The sequence below is a fragment of the Bradyrhizobium arachidis genome (assembly GCF_015291705.1).
GTDB lineage: Bacteria > Pseudomonadota > Alphaproteobacteria > Rhizobiales > Xanthobacteraceae > Bradyrhizobium > Bradyrhizobium arachidis.
Genome location: NZ_CP030050.1, coordinates 3,501,768 through 3,521,862, shown reverse-complemented (window position 1 = coordinate 3,521,862; position 20,095 = coordinate 3,501,768). Strand labels below are relative to the sequence as shown.

Sequence of the window (20,095 nt, the reverse complement as noted above, 5' to 3'; positions counted from 1 at the left end):
GGCGCCGCTGGGAGGCATTCATGTCCAAGATAACGCGCCGCACCTTTGCGGCTTCAAGCGCCGCAGTCGCGGCATCCGCCGCTTTCGGCTTCAAGCCCGCACTGGCGCAAGCCTATCCGGCACGGCCGGTCACCGTCATCGTGCCCTGGGGCGCGGGCGGCGGCACGGACGCAACCGCGCGCATCGTCGCAGCGCTGCTGGAAAAGGACCTCGGCCAGCCCTTCAACGTGGTCAACCGCACCGGCGGCTCCGGCGTGGTTGGCCATAGCGCGATCGCGACTGCGCAGCCCGACGGCTACACCATCGGCATGCTCACGGTCGAAATCTCGATGATGCACTGGCAGGGCCTCACCGATCTGACGCCCCGGAGCTACACCCCGCTGGCGCTGATGAACGAGGACCCGCCGGGCATCCAGGTATCGTCCTCCTCGCCCTACAAGACGGTGAAAGAGCTCGCCGAGGCGATCAAGGCGGCGCCTCCCGGCAAGTTCAAGGCGTCGGGCACCGGCCAGGGCGGCATCTGGCACCTGGCGCTGGTCGGCTGGATGCAGGCGATGGGCCTGCCCGCCAACCAGGTCGCCTGGGTGCCGTCGAACGGCGCAGCTCCTGCGATGCAGGACCTCGCAGCCGGCGGCCTCGACCTCACCACCTGCTCGGTGCCGGAGGCGCGCGCCATCATCGAGGCCGGCAAGGCCAGGAGCCTTGCCATCATGGCGCCGGCGCGCAACCCGATCTTCAAGGACGTGCCGACGCTGAAGGAGGCGATGGGCATCGACTACGCGACCGGCGCCTGGCGCGGCATCGGCGCGCCGAAGAACCTGCCGCCGGAGATCGCAACCAAGCTCACCGCAGCCCTGAAGAAGGTCTACGACTCCGCCGAGTTCAAGGACTTCATGAGCAATCGCGGCTTCGGCACGGTGTGGGGCGATGCCGGCCAATTCGCTGCCTTCATGGACAAGGGCGATGCCCAGATGGGCGAAGCCATGAAGGCGGCCGGCCTGAGCAAGGCGTGATTGTTCACCTCTCCCCGCTTGCGGGGAGAGGTCGAATTCGAGCTTTGCTCGAATTCGGGTGAGGGGGAGTCTCCACGAATCCAACTCTCACCGTCCGCGCGGAAAGTCCCCTCACCCCGACCCTCTCCCCGTAAGAACGGGGAGAGGGAGAAGAAACCTCATAGGACTCCTCCCATGCGTCTTCCCGACTCCGTCACGGGATCGTTTCTCGTCGTGCTCGGCGCGGCTGCAGCCTATGGCGGCTACATCCTGCCACCGGTGCCGGGGCAGCCGGTCGGCCCCAACGTGTTTCCGCTCGTGATCGGCACCGGCCTCGCACTGTGCGGGCTCGCGATCGTGTTCGGCATCGGCCATTCCTTCGAGGAGGAGGAAGAGCTTGTCCCGCTCGAGGACGGACAGGCGGCCGCGCCGCCGCCCCAGAGCAAGCTCTATGGCCTGCGCGCCCTGCTGCCGCCGGCGCTGCTGCTGTTCTACGTCTTCGCCGCCGACCGGCTCGGCTTCATCATCACCGCGGCGATCATGGTCTACGTCACCTCCACCGCGCTCGGCGCGAAGTGGAAGCTGGCGTTGCCGCTCGCAGCACTGTCGCCCTTCGCCATCCACCTCATCTTCGGCAAGCTGCTGCGCGTGCCGCTTCCCGCCGGCCTGTTGCCGACGCCCTGGTGATCCCATGCTCAAGACCCTGATTGATGCTCTCGCGCTGATCTCCACCTGGGAGGTCATCATCGCGATGTTCGCCGCCTCCGTGTACGGGCTGGTGATCGGCTCGCTGCCCGGCCTGTCGGCGACGATGGCGACCGCCCTGCTCGTGCCCGTCACCTTCTATCTGTCGCCGATCGCGGCGATCGCGACCATCGTCGCGGCCTCCTCGATGGCGATCTTCTCCGGCGACATCCCCGGCGCGCTCTTGCGCATTCCCGGCACGCCGGCGTCCGCCGCCTATGCCGACGAGGCCTATGCCATGACGCGCAAGGGCCAGGCCGAGCTCGCGCTCGGGGCCGGCGTCTGGTTCTCCGCCGTCGGCGGCATCGCCGGCGTGCTGTCGCTGATGATCCTGGCGCCGCCGCTCGCCGAGATCGCGCTGTCGTTTTCGACCTTCGAATATTTCTGGCTGGCGCTGCTCGGCCTGATGTGCGCCACGCTGGTCGCGCGCTCCTCACCGGTGAAGGCGATCGCCGGCATGTTCCTCGGCCTGCTCGTCTCCTGCATCGGCATCGAGAATCCCGGCGGCGTCCCGCGCTTCACCTTCGGCATCACCGACCTGTTCGGCGGCATCGAGCCGATCCCGGCGCTGGTCGGCGTGTTCGCGGTGGCGCAGGTGATGCGCGCGATGCTGACGCCCGAGCCGCCGCCGCTGCCGCGGCGCAAATTCGGAAGCATCATGGCCGGGCAGTGGAAGCTGACCAAGAAGTACCATTGGCAGATGACGCGCGGGAACATCGTCGGCATCATCATCGGCGTGCTGCCCGGCGCCGGCGCCGACATGGCGGCGTGGGTCTCCTACGCGATGTCGAAGCGCTTCTCCAAGGAGAAGGAGAAATTCGGCACCGGCCATGTCGAGGGCCTGGTCGAGGCCGGCGCCAGCAACAATGCCAGCATCGCGTCGGGCTGGGTGCCCTCGCTGCTGTTCGGCATCCCCGGCGACACCATCGCCGCGATCGCGATCGGCGTGCTCTACATGAAGGGCCTCAATCCGGGTCCGACGCTGTTCACCGAGAAGGCGTCGAGCATGTACGCGATCTACCTCATGTTCATCATCGCGAACATCCTGATGATCCCGCTCGGCATCGCGATGATCCGTGTCGCTGCCTACATCCTGCTGGCGCCGCGCTCGACCGTGATGCCGATCATCATGCTGTGCTGCGCAGTCGGCTCGTTCGCGATCGGCAACAACATGTTCGGCGTCGTCACCGTCGCCGCCTTCGGCGTGATCGGCTATGTCATGGAGGCTAACGGCTATCCCGTCGCCGCCATGGTGCTCGGCATCGTCATGGGCACCATGGTCGAGCAGGCCTTCGTGACCTCGCTGATCAAGTCCGACGGCAGCATCCTGCCGTTCTTCGAACGGCCGGTCGCCGCCATCCTCGCCGCCATGGCGATCGGCGCGCTGCTGTGGCCGGTGATGGTGTGGGTGTGGCGCAAGGTGAAACCGATGCAGACGGCGGCGGCAACGACCCGGTGATATCGGGCGGGCGGCCCTCGCCTGCCCCGGCGGGGCGTTGTAAAGCAGGGCATGACTGAGAAGAAGGCCTCGCTCGACATCAAATCCCTCGCCCGCGACCTGCGCGCCGGCAGCCGCGCGGCGCTGGCGCGGGCGATCACACTGGTGGAAAGCCGGCGCGGCGATCATCAGGCGCTGGCGCGCGAGCTGGTGCAGATGCTGCTGCCCGACACCGGCAAGGCGTTCCGCGTCGGCATTACGGGATCGCCGGGCGTCGGCAAGTCCACTACCATCGATGCGCTGGGGACCTATCTCATCGAGCAGGGCCACAAGGTCGCAGTGCTCGCGGTCGATCCGTCCTCGGCGCGCAGCGGCGGCTCGATCCTCGGCGACAAGACGCGGATGGCGCGGCTGTCGGCGTCAGACAATGCCTTCATCCGTCCCTCGCCATCCTCGGGCACGCTCGGCGGCGTCGCGGCCAAGACGCGCGAGGCGATGCTGCTGTGCGAGGCGGCCGGCTTCGGTGTCGTGCTGGTCGAAACGGTCGGCATCGGCCAGTCCGAGACCGCGGTCTGCGACATGACCGATTTCTTCCTGGCCCTGATGCTGCCCGGCGGCGGCGACGAATTGCAGGGCATCAAGAAGGGCCTGGTCGAGCTCGCCGACATGATCGCCATCAACAAGGCCGACGGCGACAACCTCAAGCGCGCCAACATCACCGCCGCCGACTATCGCGGCGCGCTGCATATTCTAAGCCCCCGGTCCGAGCATTGGCATCCGCCCGTCGTCACCTATTCGGCGCTGGCCGGCACCGGCATCGCCGAGCTCTGGCAGAAGGTTATCGATCACCGCAAGGCGATGAATGCGTCCGGCGATTTCGCGGCGCGGCGGCGCGACCAGCAGGTGAAGTGGATGTGGTCGATGCTGGAGCAGCGCATGCTGGCGCGACTGCGCAGCGAAGCGTCGGTGCGCACGAAGGTCCGGAAGATCGAGGCTGAAGTCGCCGATGGCCATCTCACGCCGGCGCTCGCCGCCGAGCAGATCTTGGAGTTGCTGCAATGAGCCAGAAGCTGCGCATTCTCCTCACCGGCTTCGGATCGTTTCCCGGCGCGCCCTATAATCCGACCCAGCCGCTGGTCGCGCGGCTGGCGCAACTGCGCCGGCCGGCGCTCGATGATGTCGCGATCGCGAGCCACATCTTCCCGGTCACCTACGCCGCGGTCGACCGGCAATTGCCGGAGGTGCTCGCAAGGGAAAAGCCGGACGCGCTGCTGATGTTCGGCCTCGCCGCGCGCACGCCCTATTTGCGCATCGAGACCCGCGCGCGCAACGCCGTCACCATGCTCTGGCCCGATGCCGCCAACACCCGCTCCAGCAAGCGTGGCATCGCCGGCCATACCGACGCGATGATGTTCGGCCCGCACACTGCAAGGCTGCTGCGCGCCGCGCGCCTCACCGGCATCGACGCCCGTGCGTCACGCGATGCCGGCGCCTATCTCTGCAATTACCTGAGCTGGCGCGCGATTGAGAGTGTGAAGGCCGGTGGGCCCCGGCTCGCGGCGTTCATCCATATCCCGCTGCTGGCGCGCAGTGGCGCCGTACGCCGCAAGGGCGCGCCGAGGATCACGCTGGAGGAGCTGGTGGATGCGGGGGAAGCGATGTTGATGGAATTGGTGGGATTGGCCCGGAAGCAGCGGAACACACCGGCTTCGTAGGGTGGGCAAAGGCGCGAAGCGCCGTGCCCACCATCTCGTTCCGTCTGCCATCAAGTCGTGGGCACGCTGCGCTTTGCCCACCCTACGGCACCTCATCTTGCGTAAACATTTAACCCTACCGCGAACAATCCCCACGGTTCGCACCGCCCTGCGCTACCTAATCGGCGCGGACCCCCCCGCGTCCGCCGGAGGACGCGTCATGGACCTCAATCGCCGTCATCTCATCGGAGCTTCCACCGCCGGCATCGCCGGCGCGCTGGCCATGCCGGCCGATGCTGCGCGCGCGGCGCCGCTGACCTCGCTGCTCGGCCGCGATGCTACGCAATATGGCGTGCGGCCTGGCAGCAGCGAGGATCAGACGCGCGCGCTCCAGCGCGCCATCGATGAGGCCGCGCGGGCGCAGATGCCGCTGGCGCTGCCACCCGGCGTCTATCGCACCGGGCTGCTGCGGCTGCCGAACGGCTCGCAACTGATCGGAGTGCGCGGCGCGACCAAGCTCGTCTTCACCGGCGGCGCCTCGGCGATCCAGAGCGACGGCTCCGATTCCATCGGGCTCACCGGCATCACCTTCGACGGCGGCAGCATTCCGCTGCCGACGCGACGCGGGCTGATCCACGTCCTTGGCGGGCGCGACGTCCGTATCACCGATTGCGAGATCACCGCCTCAGGAGGCAGCGGCATCTGGCTCGAGCAGGTCTCCGGCGACATCTCCGGCAACATCTTCACCAGCATCGCCGTGACCGCGGTGGTCTCGTTCGACGCGCGGGGCCTCAGCGTCTCCCGCAACACGATCCTCGGCACCAATGACAACGGCATCGAGATCCTGCGCACCGCGATCGGCGATGACGGCACGCTGGTCGCTGATAACCGCATCGAAGACATCAAGGCCGGGCCCGGCGGCTCCGGCCAGTACGGCAACGCCATCAACGCCTTCCGCGCCGGCAATGTGATCGTGCGCGGCAACCGCATCAAGAACTGCGACTACTCGGCGGTGCGCGGCAATTCGGCTTCCAACATCCACATAACCGGCAACAGCGTCAGCGACGTGCGCGAGGTCGCGCTCTATTCCGAGTTCGCGTTCGAGGCGGCCGTGATCGCCAACAATACCGTGGATGGCGCGGCCGTCGGCGTCTCTGTCTGCAATTTCAACGAGGGCGGCCGCATCGCGGTGGTCCAGGGCAACATCATTCGCAACCTGATCCCGAAGCGGCCGATCGGCACCGCGCCGGATGACGACGCCGGCGTCGGCATCTACATCGAGGCGGATTCATCGGTGACCGGCAACGTGATCGAGAACGCGCCGTCCTACGGCATCGTCGCCGGCTGGGGCAAATATCTGCGCGACGTCGCGATATCAGGCAATGTGATCCGCAGGGCGCTGGCCGGCGTCGGCGTCTCCGTGGTGCCGGGCGCCGGCACCGCGCTCGTCAACAACAACATGATCTCGGAAACCCCGCGCGGCGCCGTGGTCGGCCTCGACCATGCCCGCGCGGTGACGTCGGACCTGTCAGCCGACGGCGCGCAGCGGTTCGCGCAGGTGGTGATCGGCGGGAACGCTGTGAGGCGGTAGGCGCGCGGTTGGCAGACGGGCCGTGCATCCTTCGAGGCTCACCACGTGGCGCCTTGCGCCACGTGTCTCGCACCTCAGGATGACGGAGTTGGGGGACGCGGCGGTCCTCTTGAACCTTTGCGCTAGAACGCGTTCCGCAGCAGCGGGTATTTCGCTTGCAGGCCGTCGAGGCTGAAGGTGAACTCGACGACGCGCTCGGGGGCTGCGACGATTTCGGCGGCGGGCGGAGCGAACTGCGGCAGGAGCGCGGCCATTGCGGCAGGCTGGGCCAGCGGCGCCTTCACGGCAGGGGCAGCACGCGGCGGCAGGGCCGCGAGCGCCGCGACCGGCGGCTTCACAGGGGGGGCGATGAACGGCGCCAAAGCGGCGGGCGTGGCCACCGGTGACTTCACGGCAGGTGCGGAGAGCGGCGCCCTCGCAGCGGGTGCCTTGAGCGGCGGCACCTCGGCAGGCGCGGTGAATGATGCGAACTTGGCAGCCGCCACGCGCGGCGAGACAGGAGCCTGCGGTACGAGCGGGGCTTCGGTGACTTCGGGGAGAACGTCCGGCTTGGGCGCGAGCCTGACCGGCGCGGCGGTCTCAGGCGCGATGTGGACGGCCTTGGGCTGCAGCGGCTTGTGCTGCAAAGGCTTGGGCTGCAAAGGCTTGGGCTGCAAAGGCTTGGGCTGCATGGTCTGCGCCGCTTGCTCGCGCGGAAACACGCGGGGCATGGTCGCCGGCGACCAGCCGAAGGCGGGCGAGACGCTCGCAGCCGCCGCGGCAACGTCGCCACCGGTCGCGAGCGCGCGCCAGGTCTGGACGGCGAGTTTGGCTTCCTGGATGTTTTCGAGGAATGCGATCTCGGAGTGGTAGCGACGCCAGCGTCCGGTCTCGAACATTTCGGAGAGGTGCTCCAGCCGCTGCTCGGCGAGAGTGCACCAGCGTGCCGCGATCTCGCGGCCGGCGGCCGCGCTTTGGCGATGTGTCATGAACCAGCCCGTCATGAGAAAAATACGGACGCGACGCAACGCACACGAATCAATTTAGACGCGACATGAATATTTTGTGGAAAAGTTTTGACTTGTCCAGCAACGACACGCCGTTCGTCATGAAAGTCCGTAGTCGTGCGGAGAATTGCTGTGATTTCGAGTCAAGCTTCGCACAAGCATGACGGCGTTGCGGCGTGCCGGTCGGCCGACGAGATGAACGCACGCGCCGTCCTTCAACCGCAAGCTGAATGGATCCGACGCCTCAAAGAAACAGACCCCCAAAAAGAAAAGACCCGTCCGGGGGGACAACCGGACGGGTCGAGCCATATGGGCGCTTGGGGTGGATGGGCGCTCGCGCCTGATATGACTGATGGGGAGGGATGACCGCTCCCACATATTTTGGTCGTGGCAGCTGGCTGAACGTTCAATCCGGTGTTCGATTTTTTAACCTTTGGCGGGCGCGCAATGTTGTCGCAGCCACTATCGCGTCGCCGGCCTATCCGCCTGAGAAACCGTGGCTTTATCGGCCGCGCTCGACAGCGAGGGCTGCTCGATCGCGCGAATGCCCGGCTCATCGCGACGTGGCTGCGCATCTTCACGTTTTGTTGTACCGGACGCCGCCGCAACCGGCGTCGCGTTGTCGGCGGGAACAGCCGTGACCGCGGCAAACGCATCGGCCTCGCCGTCGCCGAACAGATCATCACGTCCGGGTGAACCAAGGTCACGCGCGGTCTTCGCAAGCGTCATGCGCAGCGCTTCCGGCTTCAGCGTGTAATTGCGTTCGAGCAGCAGCGCCGCGACGCCGGAGACATAGGCCGCCGAGAACGAGGTGCCCGACGTCATCTGGTATTTGCCGTCGGGCGCCGGCAGGAAGATGTCGACGCCGGGCGCCGCCAGCGCGATGTAATTGCCGCGGTTGGACGCGGAGAACAGCTTGTCCTGCTGGTCGGTGGCGCTGACCGCGATCACGTTGGGATTGGCGGCGGGATAGAGCGGCGGCGATTTTGCGCCGGCATTGCCGGCGGCCGCGATCAGCACGAGGCCGCGCGCGGCGGTCGCGGCAATGGCGCGCTCGATCACCGCGTCCTTCGGGCCGGCAAAGCTCATATTGACGATCTGCGCGCCGTGCTCGGCGGCGTAGTTCAGCGAGCGCAGGATGATGTAGGACGAGCTCTCCGCACCGCCGCCGGTGCCGCCGAAGGCGCGGATCGCGATGATGCGCGCCTCGGGCGCGCTGCCCATCAGCTTGGCGTGCGCCACGATGGCGCCGGCAATGCCGGTGCCGTGGATGTGCGGGCCCTCGGCGCTGCCGAGCGCATCGAAATTGTCGGCGATGGAATTGGCGAGCTCGGGATGCCTTGCGTCGATGCCGGAATCGATCACGGCAATGGTCACGTTGGCGCCATGCACCAGCGTATGCGCCTGCGGCAGGCGGAGCTTTGCCAGGGCATATTGCGCGGGATCGCCTTCGGTCGGCGTCGCCGGCTTCTGGTCCTGAAGCACGTAGCGGAAGTTCGGCTGCACCGAGCGCACGCTGCCGTCCGCGGCGAACTCGCGCCGCACCGTCTCGAACGGGCGGCCATCGGTGATGCGGAACAGGCCGAACGTCGCGCCGATCAGCGGGAAGTTTTCGGAGGAAACGCGCGCAAGGCCATGGCGGCGCGCCAGCTCGTCGGCTTCGGTCGGCGTCAGCGCACCGTCGATCTCGGCGACGAATTCGCCTGCGAAGCTGCGCAGGTTCGCAGCCACCGGCGTATTGTTGCCGCGCCCCTTGGCGGCGGTCTTCTTGCCCGACTTGCCAGTCCCCTCGCCGCCCGCGTTCGGCTGCCCCAGGCACTCGCCGTCGGCGTCGCGATAGGGCGCGGAGCAGGCGGGATAGAGGTTCGGGGAGTAGCGGGCATAGGGCAGCACCGGGGTCGGCCCCATCCGCGCCGAGAGCCGCGGCGTCGCAATCGCACGCGGACCGCGGTCGACCGCGACCACGCGCGCAGCGACGCCCGGGTTCACGCGTGCGGCGACGTTGGGAGAGATGGTCGGCGTGCGCGAGGGCACACTGATCGTCGGCGTGCGCATGATCGCCTGCGCCTCTGCGACCTCGACGCCGAGACAGGCGGCGAGCAGCAGCGCGGCACCGGCCGATGAAGCGTAAGCCCCGGCGCGCATCCTACTCTTGGACTTGCCTGTCATCGGTCGAGAGGCGCGCTTAAGGCGCCGCCACAGCGAGATTGACGAACTTCTCGCGCGACATCCTGGCGAGCAGCGCGGCGAGCTCGTCCTGGCTCATCGCCTTGTCGAATTGGAGACGGAACATGCCGCCCTTGGCATCACCGATGATCGAGGCCTGGTAGCTGTCGAGCAGCGCGGTGATGTCGGCGACGCGCGCCTCGGGCGTGAAGCGCACCAGCGCCCGCGCCGGTGCGGCTCCGAGCTCGCGCGTGATCGGCGCGCCGATCGAGAGCGACGCGGTCTGGTAGGTCGCGGTCTGGGTCTTCATCAGCACGGCACCGATGATGCCGGCCTGCAGCAGCAGCGCGATGGCGCCGAGGCTCGCCGACCAGGCCAGCGTGCGCGGCGACAGGCTCGCAAAGAAGGTCGAGATGCGCGTGGAGAGCGGCAACGGCGTGGCTACCCGCGCCGGCTCGGCGTCGATCGCGGCAAACAGCTTCTGCATCGCGCGGGCCGACGGAGCCCCCAGACTCTCGTTCAGATGAATGGTCTCTTCATACTCGCCGCGGATCGCGGCATACTGCTTGGCCAGTTCGGGATCGCGCGCCAGCGCTTCCTCGACGCGGCGGGCGTCGCGCGCGTTCAGCGTGCCGGCGGCGTGCCAGGGCAGCAGCAGTTCAATCTCACTGGGCTCTTGCTCCAGCATCTTCTTGCTCAATGCCATCATGGCCAGCCTCGCTCAACGCCGGCTGCCTTCAGCAGTTCGGCCAGTTTCTTGCGCGCGTAGAACAGGCGCGTCTTCACAGTGTTCTCCGGAATGCCGACGATTTCGGCCACCTCTTCCACGGACTTCTCGTGGTAGTAGACAAGATCGACGATTTCCCGGTGTTCCGGCGAGAGGCCCGTCAGACACTCCCGCAACGCTTCACTGGTATCCTTCTTCTGCACCACCGTTTCCGGATCATCGGACGAATCCTCGATCGCGTTCGCGGCGTCTTCGTCCAACTCAAAATCCTTCCTGCGCCGGAGCGCCGAGAGGGCCTTGAATCGGGTGATTGCCAGCAGCCAGGTGGAAACGGCGGATCGGCCCTCGAACTTGCCGGCTTGACGCCAGACGTCGAGAAAAACCTCGCTGATGAGGTCTTCTGCCGCCTGCTCGTCCCGCACGAGCCTCAGCCCGAACCTGTAGACCCTGACATGGTGCCGCCCGTACAGCACCTGCATGGCGAGCCGGTCACCTTGGGCGATCCTGGCGATCAGGACCTCGTCCGAAGCCGCCTGTGTCACGCTCAAAGCCCGTCTCGCAAAGTTGGTCGGGTCGATACGGCGGACGGTTCGACGGGAGGAGCGAAATTCTTCAACGTACCGCAGTCGTACGGGGGCCTGTGTGATTTACCCCACATACGTGCATTTTTCTCGTCCCACCTGCGGCGGTTGGCCGTCTCGATCGATGTAGGTAACATAATACTGAAACACTTTCCTGCGGGATGTCTGCCCGGCACGGGCGGGCCGACCAATTCCGGTTCCATAGCAGTCCTGCACGACGTATGTCTCACGAACCCCCGCCTTGGCTCGACCGCATCGCAAACGATGCCTAATCGCCGGCAAATTCTCCTGCCGGCCAACACCATGCTGTTCTGCGCTTGCACGGTTCGGATTCGGTTTCAAAGGATACCAAACCTAAAGGCTTGCCACGTAGATTTTTGGGCTGAACTCCACCACTGGCGGGACCATGAGCACGGCCGCGACGTCCTTTCCGGAGAGGAATGCCGCTGAGGCCGCGGATCTCGTCCTCGCGCCCGAAGCGGCCGCGCCCGTGGTGCTGGCGCGCAGGGCCCGGCAGCGCCGCCAGATGTATATCGGCCAGGTCGTGAGCTACTCGCTCGGCGCCTCGGTTCTGCTGCTCTACGCCTATGACGGCGCGACCTCGGTCGACGTTGCCTCGCTGTTCTGGTTCGGCGGCCTCCTGATCATCGGCTCGTTCGCCGTGCTGTCGGAGGCCGGCGTCGGTGACAGGTTCACCGACCACTATCTCACCGTGTTCCAGATCTCGGCGCACATGGCGCTGCAATTCGTGTTCCTGGTGTCGGTGCCGACCATCGGCGTCGCCTTCATCAGCGTGCTGTTCCTGATCTTCGCCTTCGGCACGCTGCGCATGACCTCGGCCCAGGCGATGCTGACCTGGGCGATCGCGACCAGCGGCCTTGCCGCCGTCTTCCTCGCCTCCGATTTGCCGATCGGCATGCCGGTTGCGACACGGCTGCAGCGCACTGCCTCGATGCTCTGCTTCGTGCTGGTGATCGGCCAGTGCGCCTTCCTCGGCCTGTTCGGCGCCACGCTGCGCAAGATCCTGTATCGGCGCAGCATCGAGCTGAAGGATGCCTATCGCCGCATCGAGGAGCTCGCCGAGCTCGACGAGCTCACCGGCTCCTACAACCGCCGCTGCATCATGCGGCTGCTCGACGCCGAGATCGAAAAGTCGCGGCAGGCGTCCACGCCTTGCGCGATCGCGCTGATCGATCTCGACTGGTTCAAGCGCATCAACGACGCCCACGGTCATCCCGTCGGCGACGAGGTGCTGCGCACCTTCGCCATCACCATTTTCGCCAACATCCGCCCGGCCGACAGTTTTGGCCGCTACGGCGGCGAGGAATTCTTGCTGCTGCTGCCCGACACCGAAGCCGATGCGGCCACGCGCATGCTGGAGCGGCTGCGCGGCATCGTCGCCGATCTCGACTGGAGCGCGTTCTCGCCGGGCTTGCGGGTGACGATTTCCGCGGGCGTTGTGACGCTGCGCGACGTTGATACTGCCGACACATTTCTCGCGCGCGCCGACAGCGCGCTCTATTCCGCCAAGGCGCAAGGGCGCAACCGAATTGCAACGAGCTGACCAATCCATTTTCTCCGGGTGCGACAGAAGCCGCCACCGGACCCAACGCTCCAGGACAGGGCAATGAGATCCAAACCCGCCAAACCATCCGACAACCTGCTGGACGAATTGCAGGCTGCGCTCTCGCACGGCACCGTCGCGCGCCGGGTCGAGACGCTCCGCCGCGTCACCGATCTCTTCGTAGGCAACGCGGTGGACTATTCCGACGAGCATGTCCGCGTGTTCGACGACGTGTTCCAGTGCCTGATCGAGCAGATCGAGACGTCGGCGAGAGCGCTGCTCGCCGAGCGCCTTGCGCCGATCGCGGCGGCGCCGCCAAAGATCATCCGCACGCTCGCCCTCGACGAGGTCATCGAGGTCGCCGGCCCCGTGCTGTCGAAATCGGAACGGCTCGACGAGACCACCTTGCTCGAGATCGCGCGCACCAGGGGCCAGGCGCATCTCAAGGCGATCTCGCTCCGTCGCGTGCTGTCGGAAGCGTTGACCGACCTGCTGGTGACGCGCGGCAACGACGACGTGGTGCAGTCGACCGTCAGCAATCCCGGCGCCCAGCTTTCCGAGGGAAGCTTCTCCGACCTCGTCACCCGCGCCGAGCGCGACGACGAGCTCGCCACTTGCATCGGCCTGCGGCCCGATCTGCCGCGCCATCATTATCTGAGGCTGGTCGCAAAAGCCTCCCTGAGCGTGCGCAGGAAACTGGAGGCCGCGCATCCTGGACTTGCGGACGAAGTCTCGAGCGTCGTCCAGGAAGCGGCCCAGCGGGTCCGTGCGGCCGCCATGACGAGACAGACGGAGATGGCGCGCGCGCTAGTGAAGTCGCTGCATGCGGACGGCCGCCTCAACGAATTCCAGGTCACCACCTTCGCCGAGCAGGGCAAGTTCGACGAAACCAATGCCGGGCTCGCCGCGCTCGCGGGCGTCGCGGTCGAGACCGCCGAAAACATGATGATCGAGAGCCGCACCGAGGGCGTGATGATCCTCGCCAAGGTCGCGGGCATGTCCTGGTCGAGCGTGCGCGCCATCATCGCCATGCGCGAAAAGCTCTCCGGCGGCTCGCAGACCGACATGCTGATGCTGCGCGACACCTACGAGGCGCTGCGCTCATCGACAGCGCAGCAGGTGCTGCGCTTCCACCGCATGCAGGGCACGACGCCGGCGGTGTGAAGCCGTTGGGACTAAAGCGCGATGAGATTGGGCTCAATCGTCATCGCGCTTCAGCTCCTTGTTTGCGCGTGATCCTTTCGGAAAACCGCTGCGCACTTTTCCGGATCATGCACTAGTACCGCAAGACTTTTGAGCCGATGACGGCGCCGATCGCGGTCACGAGCGCCGTTGCGATCGTGTACCAGGTCGCGACGAACATCGGCGAGTCGTCGGTGCAGTGCGAGGCATAGAGCGTCGCGGCAAGGCCCGCCGATACCAGGCCGGCGAGCGCACCGGCGAGCGCCGGATGCGACGGCGCGCCGTGGCGCAGGCCGAACAGTGCGCCCGCAAGCAGCGGCAGCGACATCGCGGGGATCGCAACCAGGCACACCCTGGAGTTCTTGCCCATCATGCGCATCGTCATCGGCATTGCCGGCGCCATCATCATCTCGCCGCCGATCGCGACCGCGAGCAGCCCGACGGGAAGCAACAGCAGCCAGCCCCAGCCGCGCATCAAGGCCTCGGGCCGCGACAGATGCAGGCTGACGATGATCGCGGGGATCGCGAGCGACAGCGTGACCGCGAACTTCATGTCGAAGAACGGATTGTGCATGGCCGTCATGACGTCGGGCCGCACGCCGAGGAACGTCGCGAAGATCAGGATCGACAACGGCGCGGCCACCAGCAGCGCCATGGTCAGCACGGCGCCGACGCGCGGCGCGCGATGGGCATTGTCGGCCGCGAGCGTGCGAATGAGTTGATCGGTATCCATGACTAATGGTCTCGCAGTTTGGCAGTCAGCGCCGCAAGTCCGCGATGCAGCGCGACCCGCACCGCACCTTCGCTCATCGAAAATTTCGCCGCCGTGTCCTTGATCGAGGCGGCCTCGACCGCGATCGACTGCAATACGTCGCGCTGACGCTGCGGCAGCGTGCCAAGCTGCGCTGCGACCTCGCCCGCCGACGCCGTTTCCTGCGGCGCCTCGCCCGGCAAGGTCTCGGCGAAATCGTCGATGTTGACGAAGACGCGCTTGCCGCGCCGGCGCAGCGTGTCGATCAGCTTGTTGCGGCCGATCGCGAACAGCCAGGGCGCGAAGGGGGCTTCGCTGTCCCAGGTGTGCCGCTTCAGATGCACCGCCAACAGAATCTCCTGCACGATATCCTCGGCCTGGTCGGGGGGCTGCCCGGCCCGCGCCAGGCCCCGCCTCGCGGCGGCGCGCAGCACCGGCGTGACCGCCTTCAACAGGCGATGATACGCCGCATCATCGCCAGCCATGGCCGACCGCATCAGGTCGGTCCATTCGTCCTCACGTCCGCGCACCCGCGCCCTCACCATGCAATTCGGCCGCTCTTTCAATTTGTTACGCGGGCGTCAGCTAGATCACGAATTCGTGATATGTGCCGGGCTGCGTTACCGAAGGGCCGAAAAAGTCTGCGACGGCTCATAACACCGATCGGCCCGTCCCGCATCCAGCGGCCGGCCGCGAGGAACCGGATTGCCCCGTTTTCGCCCGGTGTAGCCCGAAGATTCCCATTTTCCGCCCCGCTGTGGTCACGCCCCGGCGTCTCTGTTCGGTCCGGGATGGGTGGATTGGGGAGATCGTCAACATGATGAAAACCAGCGGGCGCGCTGCCCTGATTCTTCTGGCCGGGCTTTTCCTGCTGTTCGGAGGCGTTGCGCAGGCAGCACCGAGCGCGGCTGCGGACAGCAAATCGGACAGCGCCGGCAAACAGGCCGACGCGGACAAGCCAAGCAAGCACCGCCGCCACTCTTCTCGCCGCAGCAGCAGCAAGACGGCGGAGAAGTCCTCCGACGACAAGGCCGCTGCGACGAAGACCGACGAGGTCAAGGTCAGCAGGGACGTGCCGGCATCCAGCCAGATGCCGCCGGAAGTCGCCAACGCCCGTGCGCAGCTTGCCGCCGCCGACACGCCGACGGCAGCCGCAGCCACCGCGATGACGGGCCGCGCCAACGACAACGTCCAGGCCGCGGCCGACACTCCGGCCGGCTCGGACGCCGAGAGCCAGGTCGTCGCACCCGACCAGCTCAACGATCTCGACCGCGCCCTGCCGCAGGACAACCCGCCGGCGCAGAAGGCGGTGATCGCCGCAACCGACGCGCAGCCGCGGCCGGCGCCGGTAATGGCGAGCCAGCAGAGCTCGGCCTGGGACCAGAGCTCCCTGATCGGCAAGATCTTCATCGGCGTCGGCACGCTGCTGACACTGGCCTCCGCCGCGCGCATGTTCATGGCTTAAGAAGAACCTCCACGCCCGGGACGCGCATCTTGCGGCGTGTTCCGGGCGACCTTTGTTCCGGCGGCCTTTGGGCCCCTTGAAGGCATCCGCGCCAGCGGGCACATTGCCCGCCCAATCAAACGCGTGGGTGGAGCATGAGCACGTTCGAACACATCATCGTCGAAAGCCAGGGTGCGGTCGGTATCATCAAGCTGAACCGGCCGAAAATGCTCAACGCGCTCTCCTTCGGCGTCTTCCGCGAGATTGCCGCGGCCGTCGACGATCTCGAGGCCGATGACGCCATCGGCTGCATCGTCGTGACCGGCAGCGAAAAGGCCTTTGCCGCCGGCGCCGACATCAAGGAGATGCAGCCGAAGGGCTTCATCGACATGTTCTCGGAAGATTTCGCCGCGATCGGCGGCGACCGCGTCGCGCGCTGCCGCAAGCCGACCATCGCCGCCGTCGCAGGCTATGCACTCGGCGGCGGCTGCGAGCTCGCCATGATGTGCGACATCATCATCGCCGCCGACACCGCCAAATTCGGTCAGCCCGAAATCACGCTCGGCACCATTCCCGGCATCGGCGGCACCCAGCGCCTGACCCGCGCCATCGGCAAGTCCAAGGCGATGGATCTCTGCCTCACCGGCCGCATGATGGATGCGGCGGAAGCCGAGCGCTCAGGCCTCGTCAGCCGTATCGTGCCAGCCGACAAGCTGATGGACGAAGTCATGGCCGCCGCCGAGAAGATCGCCGCGATGTCGCGGCCTGCCGCCGCGATGGCCAAGGAAGCGGTGAACCGCGCCCTCGAGACCACGCTCGCCGAAGGCATGAGCGTCGAGCGCAACCTGTTCCACGCGACCTTCGCGCTGGAGGACCGCGCCGAGGGCATGGCCGCGTTCATCGAGAAGCGCAAGCCGGTGAACAAGAACCGGTAGGCGCAAGCGGACGGTCAGGCTGGTGTAAGGCTCTGATGCTGATCCGCAAAAATGCTGTGACTCGCCGGCAACAAGCACGGAATAGATGGGGGTTTTCCCCGCGGCAGTTTGCCTGCGGGACCTCGGCTGGTTAAACAGTTAAGAGGGCCGCCGTCGGCGGGGGCGGACAGCCGGGGTTTGCGGGATTTCATGATTGGGCGTGCCGCTAGAGCTGGTCGCGTGATGACGCAGCATCGATCGGGCGTGGGGCCTGTGCTTGCGACATGGACCGCGCTGGCGCTCTGTTGCGCCCTGCCCGCTGCTGCGTCGGCGGAAGCCCTGCCGGAGGCATTGGCGAAAGCCTACCAGACCAACCCGCAGCTCAATGCCGAGCGCGCACGCCAGCGCGCGACCGACGAGAACGTGCCGCAGGCGCTGGCCGGCTACCGGCCGCAAATCGTGGCGAGCCTCAGCGCCGGCCTGCAATCGGTGCGCAACCTTTTGCCCGACAACACCATCCAGACCGCGAACCTGAAGCCGTGGGTGATCGGCGTCACCGTGACGCAGACCCTGTTCAACGGCTTCCGCACGGCCAACAACGTGCGCGCCGCCGAGCTCCAGGTGCAGTCGGGCCGCGAGGCGCTGCGCAATGTCGGCCAGGGCGTGCTGCTCGACGCGGTCACCGCCTACACCAACGTGCTCGCCAACCAGTCGCTGGTCGAGGCGCAGCGCTCCAACGTCGCCTTCCTGCGCGAGACGCTCGCGGTCACCCAGCGCCGCCTCAACGCCGGCGACGTCACGCCGACGGATACCGCGCAGGCCGAAGCCCGTCTCAACCGCGGCCTTGCCGATCTCAACGCCGCCGAAGTCGCGCTCGCGGTCAGCCAGGCAACCTATGCGCAGGTGATCGGCAATCCCCCGTCGCAGCTTCGAGCCGCCGAGGTCGTCGACCGTTATCTGCCGAAGAGCCGCGAGGACGCCATGACGATGGCGATTCGTCAGCATCCGGCGGTGATGGCCGCAGGCTTCGACGTCGATGTCGCCTCGACCAATATCCGCGTCGCCGAGGGCGCGCTGCTGCCGAGCGCCAGCGTCCAGGGCAGCGCCAGCAAAAGCCGCAACAACGACCCGACGCTCGGCACCTTCGCCGAGGACCAGGCCTCGATCGTCGCCAGCGTCACCGCGCCGATCTATGACGGCGGCCAGGCCGCCTCGCAGACCCGGCAGGCCAAGGAGGTCTCGGCGCAGAGCCGGCTCGTGCTCGACCAAGTCCGCAACCAGGCGCGCACCGCCGCCGTCAGCGCATGGGTCGCGAACGAAGGCGCCAAGATCGCGGTCTCGGCCTCGGAGTCCGAGGTGAAGGCGGCAACCGTCGCGCTCCAGGGCGTGCAGCGCGAAGCCGCCGGCGGACAGCGCACGACGGTCGACGTCTTGAACTCGCAGGCCGACCTGATCCAGGCCAAGGCCCGCCTGATCGGCGCGCTGCGCGACCGCGTGATCGCCTCCTACACCCTGCTCAGCGCCGTCGGCCATCTCGACGTCAAGACCTTGAGCCTGAACACGCCGGACTATTTGCCCGACGTGCACTACCAGCAGGTCCGCGACGCCTGGCACGGCCTGCGCACGCCGTCGGGGCAGTAATCTCAATCTTCTCGCGGGTGCCATGAAGAGCCGCCGCATCCATCTGATGGGAGCTTCGGGCTCAGGCGTGACGACGCTCGGTCGCGCGCTCGCGGGCCGGCTTGCGCTGCCGCATCACGACAGCGACGACTATTTCTGGCTGCCGACCGTGCCGCCCTACCAGACGACGCGCCCCGCCGCCGCGCGCCTGCGCCTGATGCGCGAGATGTTCCTGCCACGTCTCGATTGGGTGCTGAGCGGATCCATCACCGGCTGGGGCGAGGAGCTCGTCTCGTACTTCGATCTGGTCGTCTTCGTGACCACGCCGCGCGAGATCCGGCTGAAGCGATTGCGCGCCCGCGAGGCCGCTCATTTCGGTACTGATGCCGTCGCGCCGGGCGGCTGGCGCCATGCCGACACCGAAGACTTCGTCGAATGGGCCTCGCACTACGAAGCCGGCGATCGCGAAGGCCGCAATCTTGCAAAGCATGAAGCGTGGCTCTCCGGCCTGTCCTGCCCCGTCGTGCGCGTTGACGGCTCACGACCGCTTGCGGACCTCGTCGAGCAGCTATGCAGCGAAGCGGAGCGGCTGCCGGACTGATGTGATACTGTCTCGCACGGCCTCAAAAAAACAAATCAGGGAGAGAAACCGTGCTCAATCGACGCAGCGTCCTGCTTGCCTCCCTCGCCGCCGGAGTAGCCATGACCAACAGAGCCCACGCCCGGGCCGCGCAGCCCGCGACGCCGGTCAATTTCGACGTTCCGCCGCACGCCTGCGACTGCCACACCCACATCCACGGCGATGTCGAAAAGTTTCCGTTCTTCGCCGGGCGCGTCTACACGCCCGAGCCGGCTTCGCCGGAGGAGATGGCCGCACTGCACAAGGCGCTACATATGGAGCGCGTGGTGATCGTCACGCCCAGCGTCTACGGCACCGATAATTCGTCGAGCCTGTTCGGCATGAAGGCGCGCGGCGCGAATGCGCGTGGCGTCGCCGTGATCGACGACAAGACGCCGGAGAGCGCGCTCGACACGATGCATCAGGACGGCTTCCGCGGCGTCCGCCTCAATCTGGCGACCGGCGGCGTCAATGACCCCAATGTCGGCCGGCCCCGCTTCACCGCCGCAGTCGAGCGCATGAAAGCGCGCGGCTGGCACGTGCAGCTTTACACCACGCTTGCCATGATCTCGGCGATCAAGGACCTCGTCGAGACCGCGCCGGTGCCGGTCGTGTTCGACCATTTCGGCGGCCTCGAAGCCGAGCGGGGCCTGGAGCAGCCCGGCTTCTCCGATCTCGTCGCGCTGGTGAAGTCCGGCAAGGCCTATGTCAAGATCTCCGGCGCCTACCGCTCGTCGAAGCTCGCGCCCGATTATCAGGACATGGCGCCGTACGCGCAGGCGCTGATCGCGGCCAACCCCGATCGCATCGTCTGGGGCACCGACTGGCCGCATCCGGATTCGAGCCGCGTCGAGGGACGCAAGGCCACCGACATCGCGCCGCTCTACCAGATCGACGACGGTCGGCTGCTCAACCAGCTTCCGGTGTGGGCGCCGGATGCGGGCGTGCGCAAGAAAATCCTGGTCGACAATCCGGCGCGGCTTTACGGGTTCTAGAGCATGATCCGGAAAAGTGCGCAGCGGTTTTCCGAAAAGATCATGCTCAAACAATGATCTAAAGCGCGATGACGATTCATCGCAATC

The 20,095-nt window shown here is 66.9% G+C and carries 19 protein-coding genes; 13 read left to right on the top strand and 6 right to left on the bottom strand.

Annotation, left to right across the window (positions count from 1 at the left end):
* Window positions 1-20: 20 nt before the first annotated feature.
* From WN72_RS16200 to WN72_RS16175, 6 genes are all read left to right on the top strand, one after another.
* Window positions 21-1,013, top strand: a complete 993-nt coding sequence (locus WN72_RS16200; protein ID WP_092217159.1) for a tripartite tricarboxylate transporter substrate binding protein — start codon at window positions 21-23, stop codon at window positions 1,011-1,013.
* Window positions 1,014-1,187: 174 nt separating this feature from the next.
* Entirely contained in the window at window positions 1,188-1,679 is a 492-nt protein-coding gene (locus WN72_RS16195) for a tripartite tricarboxylate transporter TctB family protein (RefSeq protein ID WP_027558743.1), read from the top strand.
* 4 nt (window positions 1,680-1,683) lie between these two features.
* A complete protein-coding gene (locus WN72_RS16190) occupies window positions 1,684-3,195 on the top strand; it encodes a tripartite tricarboxylate transporter permease (protein ID WP_027558742.1) in 1,512 nt (503 codons plus the stop codon).
* Between the two features lie 51 nt (window positions 3,196-3,246).
* On the top strand, window positions 3,247-4,236 hold the full coding sequence (gene meaB / locus WN72_RS16185) for a methylmalonyl Co-A mutase-associated GTPase MeaB (protein WP_092217160.1): 990 nt from the start codon (window positions 3,247-3,249) through the stop codon (window positions 4,234-4,236).
* Window positions 4,233-4,889, top strand: a complete 657-nt coding sequence (locus WN72_RS16180; RefSeq protein WP_092217161.1) for a pyroglutamyl-peptidase I — start codon at window positions 4,233-4,235, stop codon at window positions 4,887-4,889. The genes meaB and WN72_RS16180 overlap by 4 nt, the downstream gene beginning before the upstream one ends.
* Window positions 4,890-5,088: 199 nt before the next feature.
* Window positions 5,089-6,459 carry a TIGR03808 family TAT-translocated repetitive protein gene (locus WN72_RS16175; protein WP_092217162.1) on the top strand — a complete coding sequence of 457 codons (1,371 nt, stop codon included), beginning with the start codon at window positions 5,089-5,091 and terminating at the stop codon, window positions 6,457-6,459.
* A gap of 122 nt (window positions 6,460-6,581) precedes the next feature.
* Here WN72_RS16175 and WN72_RS16170 read toward each other — a convergent pair whose 3' ends face one another.
* The 4 genes from WN72_RS16170 to WN72_RS16155 all read right to left on the bottom strand — a co-directional run bounded on the left by WN72_RS16170 (window position 6,582) and on the right by WN72_RS16155 (window position 10,886).
* A complete protein-coding gene (locus WN72_RS16170) occupies window positions 6,582-7,427 on the bottom strand; it encodes a TIGR03809 family protein (RefSeq protein ID WP_092217197.1) in 846 nt (281 codons plus the stop codon).
* A 480-nt stretch (window positions 7,428-7,907) separates the two neighbouring features.
* Window positions 7,908-9,614 carry a S8 family serine peptidase gene (locus WN72_RS16165; RefSeq protein WP_092217163.1) on the bottom strand — a complete coding sequence of 569 codons (1,707 nt, stop codon included), beginning with the start codon at window positions 9,612-9,614 and terminating at the stop codon, window positions 7,908-7,910.
* A gap of 16 nt (window positions 9,615-9,630) precedes the next feature.
* Window positions 9,631-10,320 carry a hypothetical protein gene (locus tag WN72_RS16160; RefSeq protein WP_092217164.1) on the bottom strand — a complete coding sequence of 230 codons (690 nt, stop codon included), beginning with the start codon at window positions 10,318-10,320 and terminating at the stop codon, window positions 9,631-9,633.
* Window positions 10,317-10,886, bottom strand: a complete 570-nt coding sequence (locus WN72_RS16155; protein WP_027558735.1) for a sigma-70 family RNA polymerase sigma factor — start codon at window positions 10,884-10,886, stop codon at window positions 10,317-10,319. The genes WN72_RS16160 and WN72_RS16155 overlap by 4 nt, the downstream gene beginning before the upstream one ends.
* 439 nt (window positions 10,887-11,325) lie before the next feature.
* On the opposite strand from WN72_RS16155, the gene WN72_RS16150 reads away from it, so the two are divergent.
* Together WN72_RS16150 and WN72_RS16145 are read left to right on the top strand one after the other, a co-directional pair.
* Window positions 11,326-12,483, top strand: a complete 1,158-nt coding sequence (locus tag WN72_RS16150; RefSeq protein ID WP_092217165.1) for a GGDEF domain-containing protein — start codon at window positions 11,326-11,328, stop codon at window positions 12,481-12,483.
* Window positions 12,484-12,546: 63 nt separating this feature from the next.
* Window positions 12,547-13,647, top strand: coding sequence for a DUF2336 domain-containing protein (locus WN72_RS16145; RefSeq protein ID WP_092217166.1), 1,101 nt, complete (start codon window positions 12,547-12,549; stop codon window positions 13,645-13,647).
* A 112-nt stretch (window positions 13,648-13,759) separates the two neighbouring features.
* On the opposite strand, the gene WN72_RS16140 is transcribed toward WN72_RS16145, so the two are convergent.
* Window positions 13,760-14,398 carry an NrsF family protein gene (locus WN72_RS16140; protein ID WP_027558732.1) on the bottom strand — a complete coding sequence of 213 codons (639 nt, stop codon included), beginning with the start codon at window positions 14,396-14,398 and terminating at the stop codon, window positions 13,760-13,762.
* A gap of 2 nt (window positions 14,399-14,400) precedes the next feature.
* The gene (locus WN72_RS16135) at window positions 14,401-14,946 is read right to left on the bottom strand and encodes a sigma-70 family RNA polymerase sigma factor (RefSeq protein WP_167380913.1); all 546 of its coding nucleotides are present in this window, start codon (window positions 14,944-14,946) and stop codon (window positions 14,401-14,403) included.
* 287 nt (window positions 14,947-15,233) lie between these two features.
* On the opposite strand from WN72_RS16135, the gene WN72_RS16130 reads away from it, so the two are divergent.
* From WN72_RS16130 to WN72_RS16110, 5 genes are all read left to right on the top strand, one after another.
* Window positions 15,234-15,881 (top strand): hypothetical protein, encoded by a 648-nt coding sequence (locus WN72_RS16130; RefSeq protein ID WP_092217168.1) that lies wholly within the window; start codon window positions 15,234-15,236, stop codon window positions 15,879-15,881.
* Window positions 15,882-16,015: 134 nt separating this feature from the next.
* Entirely contained in the window at window positions 16,016-16,795 is a 780-nt protein-coding gene (locus WN72_RS16125) for an enoyl-CoA hydratase (protein ID WP_027558730.1), read from the top strand.
* A gap of 189 nt (window positions 16,796-16,984) precedes the next feature.
* Window positions 16,985-18,415 carry a TolC family outer membrane protein gene (locus tag WN72_RS16120; protein WP_092217169.1) on the top strand — a complete coding sequence of 477 codons (1,431 nt, stop codon included), beginning with the start codon at window positions 16,985-16,987 and terminating at the stop codon, window positions 18,413-18,415.
* Between the two features lie 22 nt (window positions 18,416-18,437).
* On the top strand, window positions 18,438-18,995 hold the full coding sequence (locus WN72_RS16115; RefSeq protein WP_092217170.1) for a P-loop NTPase family protein: 558 nt from the start codon (window positions 18,438-18,440) through the stop codon (window positions 18,993-18,995).
* A gap of 50 nt (window positions 18,996-19,045) precedes the next feature.
* On the top strand, window positions 19,046-20,008 hold the full coding sequence (locus tag WN72_RS16110; protein ID WP_027558727.1) for an amidohydrolase family protein: 963 nt from the start codon (window positions 19,046-19,048) through the stop codon (window positions 20,006-20,008).
* The last annotated feature ends 87 nt before the right edge of the window (window positions 20,009-20,095 follow it).

Excerpts from the sequence above, each read along its gene's own strand:
- WN72_RS16200 (WP_092217159.1), top strand. The coding sequence starts at position 21 with ATGTCCAAGATAACGCGCCGCACCTTTGCGGCTTCAAGCGCCGCAGTC.
- WN72_RS16195 (WP_027558743.1), top strand. The coding sequence starts at position 1,188 with ATGCGTCTTCCCGACTCCGTCACGGGATCGTTTCTCGTCGTGCTCGGC.
- WN72_RS16190 (WP_027558742.1), top strand. The coding sequence starts at position 1,684 with ATGCTCAAGACCCTGATTGATGCTCTCGCGCTGATCTCCACCTGGGAG.
- meaB (WP_092217160.1), top strand. The coding sequence starts at position 3,247 with ATGACTGAGAAGAAGGCCTCGCTCGACATCAAATCCCTCGCCCGCGAC.
- WN72_RS16180 (WP_092217161.1), top strand. The coding sequence starts at position 4,233 with ATGAGCCAGAAGCTGCGCATTCTCCTCACCGGCTTCGGATCGTTTCCC.
- WN72_RS16175 (WP_092217162.1), top strand. The coding sequence starts at position 5,089 with ATGGACCTCAATCGCCGTCATCTCATCGGAGCTTCCACCGCCGGCATC.
- WN72_RS16170 (WP_092217197.1), bottom strand. The coding sequence starts at position 7,427 with ATGACACATCGCCAAAGCGCGGCCGCCGGCCGCGAGATCGCGGCACGC.
- WN72_RS16165 (WP_092217163.1), bottom strand. The coding sequence starts at position 9,614 with ATGACAGGCAAGTCCAAGAGTAGGATGCGCGCCGGGGCTTACGCTTCA.
- WN72_RS16160 (WP_092217164.1), bottom strand. The coding sequence starts at position 10,320 with ATGATGGCATTGAGCAAGAAGATGCTGGAGCAAGAGCCCAGTGAGATT.
- WN72_RS16150 (WP_092217165.1), top strand. The coding sequence starts at position 11,326 with ATGAGCACGGCCGCGACGTCCTTTCCGGAGAGGAATGCCGCTGAGGCC.
- WN72_RS16145 (WP_092217166.1), top strand. The coding sequence starts at position 12,547 with ATGAGATCCAAACCCGCCAAACCATCCGACAACCTGCTGGACGAATTG.
- WN72_RS16140 (WP_027558732.1), bottom strand. The coding sequence starts at position 14,398 with ATGGATACCGATCAACTCATTCGCACGCTCGCGGCCGACAATGCCCAT.
- WN72_RS16130 (WP_092217168.1), top strand. The coding sequence starts at position 15,234 with ATGATGAAAACCAGCGGGCGCGCTGCCCTGATTCTTCTGGCCGGGCTT.
- WN72_RS16125 (WP_027558730.1), top strand. The coding sequence starts at position 16,016 with ATGAGCACGTTCGAACACATCATCGTCGAAAGCCAGGGTGCGGTCGGT.
- WN72_RS16120 (WP_092217169.1), top strand. The coding sequence starts at position 16,985 with ATGATTGGGCGTGCCGCTAGAGCTGGTCGCGTGATGACGCAGCATCGA.
- WN72_RS16115 (WP_092217170.1), top strand. The coding sequence starts at position 18,438 with ATGAAGAGCCGCCGCATCCATCTGATGGGAGCTTCGGGCTCAGGCGTG.